Origin of the sequence: Mesorhizobium sp. M7A.F.Ca.CA.002.15.2.1 (assembly GCF_003998715.1) — a bacterium.
Lineage (GTDB): Bacteria > Pseudomonadota > Alphaproteobacteria > Rhizobiales > Rhizobiaceae > Mesorhizobium > Mesorhizobium ciceri.
The window spans coordinates 1-4,211 of sequence record NZ_RZPI01000508.1 but is presented as its reverse complement, the minus strand read 5'-3'; the positions used below and the strand labels follow the sequence as shown (position 1 = coordinate 4,211).

Annotated in this window: 2 protein-coding genes and 1 pseudogene; 1 reads left to right on the top strand and 2 read right to left on the bottom strand. The window is 62.7% G+C overall.

Translation table 11 applies throughout. From position 1 onward, the window contains the following. Window positions 1-31 precede the first annotated feature (31 nt). Both ENZ74_RS23825 and ENZ74_RS23820 read right to left on the bottom strand, forming a co-directional pair. A complete protein-coding gene (locus ENZ74_RS23825) occupies window positions 32-1,822 on the bottom strand; it encodes an acyl-CoA dehydrogenase (RefSeq protein ID WP_013533660.1) in 1,791 nt (596 codons plus the stop codon). 307 nt (window positions 1,823-2,129) lie between these two features. Next, window positions 2,130-2,588, bottom strand: coding sequence for a MerR family DNA-binding transcriptional regulator (locus ENZ74_RS23820; RefSeq protein WP_013533661.1), 459 nt, complete (start codon window positions 2,586-2,588; stop codon window positions 2,130-2,132). Between the two features lie 455 nt (window positions 2,589-3,043). Between ENZ74_RS23820 and ENZ74_RS23815 the strand changes: the two are divergent. Beyond that, window positions 3,044-4,211, top strand: a pseudogene (locus ENZ74_RS23815) (peptidoglycan-binding protein); the annotation flags it as partial.

Sequence of the window (4,211 nt, the reverse complement as noted above, 5' to 3'; positions counted from 1 at the left end):
TCGACAGACAGAAAGGCCAGTGAAGTCGAGCTTAGAACGCTTCCGCCGGCAGTGCCATCAATGTGTCAGCGCCGCTCGAAATGCGGGCGAGATGCGCCGATGTCTCCGGCATGATCCGCTCCATGAAGAAGCGCCCCGTCACGATCTTGTTGTCGTAGAAGGATTGCGCGCCATTGGCGTCCGTCTTGCCAAGTGCCACCTTGGCCATCTGCGCCCACATATAGCCCAGAGCGACCAGGCCGAAGAGATGCATGTAGTCGGTCGAGGCGGCACCCGCATTGTCGGGCTTGGCCATGCCGTTCTGCACCAGCCACATGGTCGCTGCCTGCAAATCGTTGAGACCTTTCTTCAACGCCTTGGTGAACGGCGCCATCTTCTCGTTAGCGCGGTTCTCCTCGCAGAATTCGCCAACCTCCTTGAAGAAGGCCTGCACGGCGCGGCCGCCATGCAAACCAAGCTTGCGGCCGACGAGGTCGAGCGCCTGGATGCCATTGGCGCCTTCATAGATCATAGCGATGCGGGCATCGCGCACGAACTGGCTCATGCCGTGCTCTTCGATATAACCGTGACCGCCGAACACCTGCTGCGCCATGACGGCGTGGTCGAACCCTTTGTCGGTGAGCACGCCCTTGACCACCGGTGTCATCAGGCCGGTGTAGTCGTCGGCGGCCTGGCGATCCTTGTCGTCGCCGGAGCGGTGGGCGATGTCGGACTTGATCGCCGTCCACAGCGCCAGCGCGCGGCCGGCCTCGTTGAAGGCTTTCATGGTCATCAGGCTGCGGCGGATGTCGGGATGGACGATGATCGGATCGGCCTTCTTGTCCGGCGCCTTCGGCCCAGACAATGAGCGGCCCTGCAAACGGTCCTTGGCGTAGCCGACAGCGTTCTGATAGGCGATCTCCGACAGCGACAACCCCTGCAGGCCGACACCGAGGCGCGCCTCGTTCATCATCGTGAACATCGCCTTCAGGCCGCCATTGGGCTCGCCGAGCAGCGTGCCCTCAGCCTCGTCATAGTTCATGACGCAGGTCGAATTGCCGTGGATGCCCATCTTCTCCTCGATCGAGCCGCAGGAGACGGTGTTCCTGTTGCCCGGATTGCCCGACGGGTCGAGCTTGAGCTTCGGCACGATGAACAGCGAGATGCCCTTGACGCCTTCCGGCGCACCCTCGATGCGGGCCAGCACCAGATGGACGATGTTGTCCGACATGTCGTGTTCGCCGGCCGAGATGAAGATCTTCTGGCCTGAAATCTTATAGGTGCCATCGCCGTTCGGCACCGCTTTGGTCCGCAACAGGCCGAGATCCGTGCCGCAATGCGGCTCGGTCAGGTTCATGGTGCCGGTCCAGGCACCCTCGATCATCCTCGGCAACCATGTCGCCTTCTGCTCGTCGGTGCCGTGGGTGATGATTGCCGCGATCGCGCCCTGCGTCAGGCCCGGATACATCATCAAGGACATATTGGCCGAGACCATATATTCGGCGACGGCGGTGTGCACGGCATAGGGCAGGCCCTGGCCGCCGAACTCGACGGGTGCGGCCAATCCCATCCAGCCGCCCTCGCGGTACTGGTCGAAGGCCTCCCTGAAGCCTTTCGGCGTGGTCACCGAGCCATCGTCGTGACGCACACAGCCTTCCATGTCGCCGACACGGTTCAGCGGATGCATGACGTTTTCGGCGAGCTTGGCGCCTTCGGCGAGGATCGCCTCGAGCACATCGGGCGTGGCGTCGGCAAATCCGGGAAGGTTCGAATAACGCTGGTAACCCAGAACCTCGTTGAGCACGAACAGCGTATCCTGGACCGGAGCCCTGTATGTCGGCATGCTTTTTCTCCACCCTGCAAACCCGGTCCGAATGCCCCGAAGACAAGCCAGGGCGGCATGCGGACCCATATTGGGAGCGGGATAGCAAAAATTGACGTTTGCGTAAACGTCAATTTTCTCGATGCGACAAGATTCCCCGCCCCCTGGAGCAATGAGCGTAGCGGCGCGACGTTGCGCAAGCCAGCGCCGAAAGGCCATAAGAGTGGGCCAGGACAACGAAAAGCCGCGTGGCAGGCCACGCGGCTAGACAGAACTCGGACAATCAGCAGACGACTTGGTGTCTGGCGCAATTCCTGACGGAATTGCTTCAGCTGGCGGCGCTCGCCTGCGGCGCCGAACGCTCGCTCAGCATCTGGCGCACCGCCGACATCGAGCCGCTGAGCTCGTTGATGGCGTCGTCGATCAGCGCCCGTTGCTTCTGCAGGCGGGCAAGCTGCTTTTCCGACTTGTCCAGCGCAAGCTTGAGCTGCTTGGTGTTTGAACCGGTGGGATCGTAGAGATCCATCATCTGCTTGACGTCGCGCAGCGAGAATCCGACCTTGCGGCCAAGCAGGATCAGCTTGAGGCGGGCCTTGTCGCGGCGCGTGTAGAGACGGGTCGAACCGTCGCGCTGCGGGTTGAGCAGGCCCTTGTCTTCGTAGAAACGCAGCGTGCGCAGCGTCACTCCATATTTCTTCGCCATCTCGCCGATGCGGACGAGGTCCTCGCCGGCTTCGGCAGACATATTGGTATTGGCCGCGGTCTCGCCGGCCGAGATAAGCTTCATGGTCACTGGCTTTCCCCGTCTGGTGGCGTCGCGGTCCTGGACCGTGCGTCGCCTGACTGGAAGCGGGGGCCTGCTTCCAGTCGTGGTTTCAACAAACAAATCGCAAACATGCGCTCAATGCGCCTTTTACGTTTACGTCAATTCTATACCGATTGCCGCAGGATGACGCAAGGGCGTTCTGCGCCCCGCCCTTTATGCCGCACCGTCAGGCCAGCAGCCAACATCCTTTCGATTTCTTAAGTTTGGTTAACGCGTTGTTTACCACGTTGGGGGAAATGTGGGCGCGTCGGCTACCCGTGTTTATCCTGTATCGAATTTTTCACGGTTTTTCGGAGCGCGGGCGAGAGCCCGGGAAGCTCGTCTTCCGCCGCGGCATCGCCGCCGGTCGCCTTCGTTCCGATAGGGACCTGGGGGAACTGGCCGCGAGCCAGCCATTCTGAAAGACGGACGCACCGATGAACAGCAAGCGGTCCTATCTCGATACACTCAATGCCGGCAGGCAGCGCAGGCCGCAGACCACGCTCGATCAGTTGAACCAGTCGCTGGAGACACTGGAGCAGCGGCTGGAGCGGACGCGCGAGGATCCGATGGCACGTCCCGAACTCCGCCAACCCGATCCCCGCCAATATGGTGCCGATGCGCGCTACCCCGCCGCCCGGCCCTCTGGCCAGCAGCGCTGGTATGAGGACCCGCAGCCCGCGTCGCGTCCGAAGAGCCCGATGCAGGGAGCCGCCGCTTTCGAGCAGAATTACCAGGCCATTGCCCGCGATATCGATCGCGTGCGCGGCCAGGAGGATGGCGTTGCCATGGTCGGCAAGATCGCCGGCGAATTGCGCGGCATGCGCGAGGAATTGCGCCACCAGATGACCGCAGGCCTGCAGCGGGAATTCGAAGCGCTGCGCAAGGACATCGAGCGGGCCTTCCAGTCAGGCGCAAGGCCCGGTGCTTCGGCCAAGGGCAGTGCTGAACTCGGCCTTGAGTTCGAGCGTCTTTCGGGCGCCATCCAGACCCTGGCCGAGAAGAGCGACGACAGAAGCGTCAACATGCTGCGCCTCGAGCTCGAACAGGTCAAAGCCGCACTCGAAACGCTGGCACGCGAAGAGAGCGTGCAGAAGGTCGACCGCCGCTGGGACGATTTCGATCGCCGCTGGACGGCGTTCGAAGACCGCCTCGACGCCGACCAGCGCAAGCGCTCGGACGACCCGGGCCTGTCTGCTCTCACCGCCCGGCTCGAGCAGATCAGCAATGCCGTCAACAATTTGCCGGAATCGTTGTCGCTGCGCTCGCTGGAGGAGAAGGTGCGGACGCTTGCCGGCGCTGTCGACCATTTCGCCAGCCAGCAAGACAATCGCGGCAGCGACACGCTTGGCATGATCGACGAGCGGCTGGACGAGATTTCCCGCGCCATCGTGGCATCGACGGTCGCCGCGCAAGCCAATTCATTCGACCACGAGGCTTTCGAGCGCATAGAGAGACGGATCGACTCGCTTGCCGGCCAGATCCAGGAAGTGGCGCAGGATCGTCCCGGCAACGCGGTCATGGACCGGTTGAGCACGCTGTCGGGCCGGGTCGACGAACTCGCCGGCCGCGCCAATCTGCCGGAGCAGGCGATGGAGCGCCTGG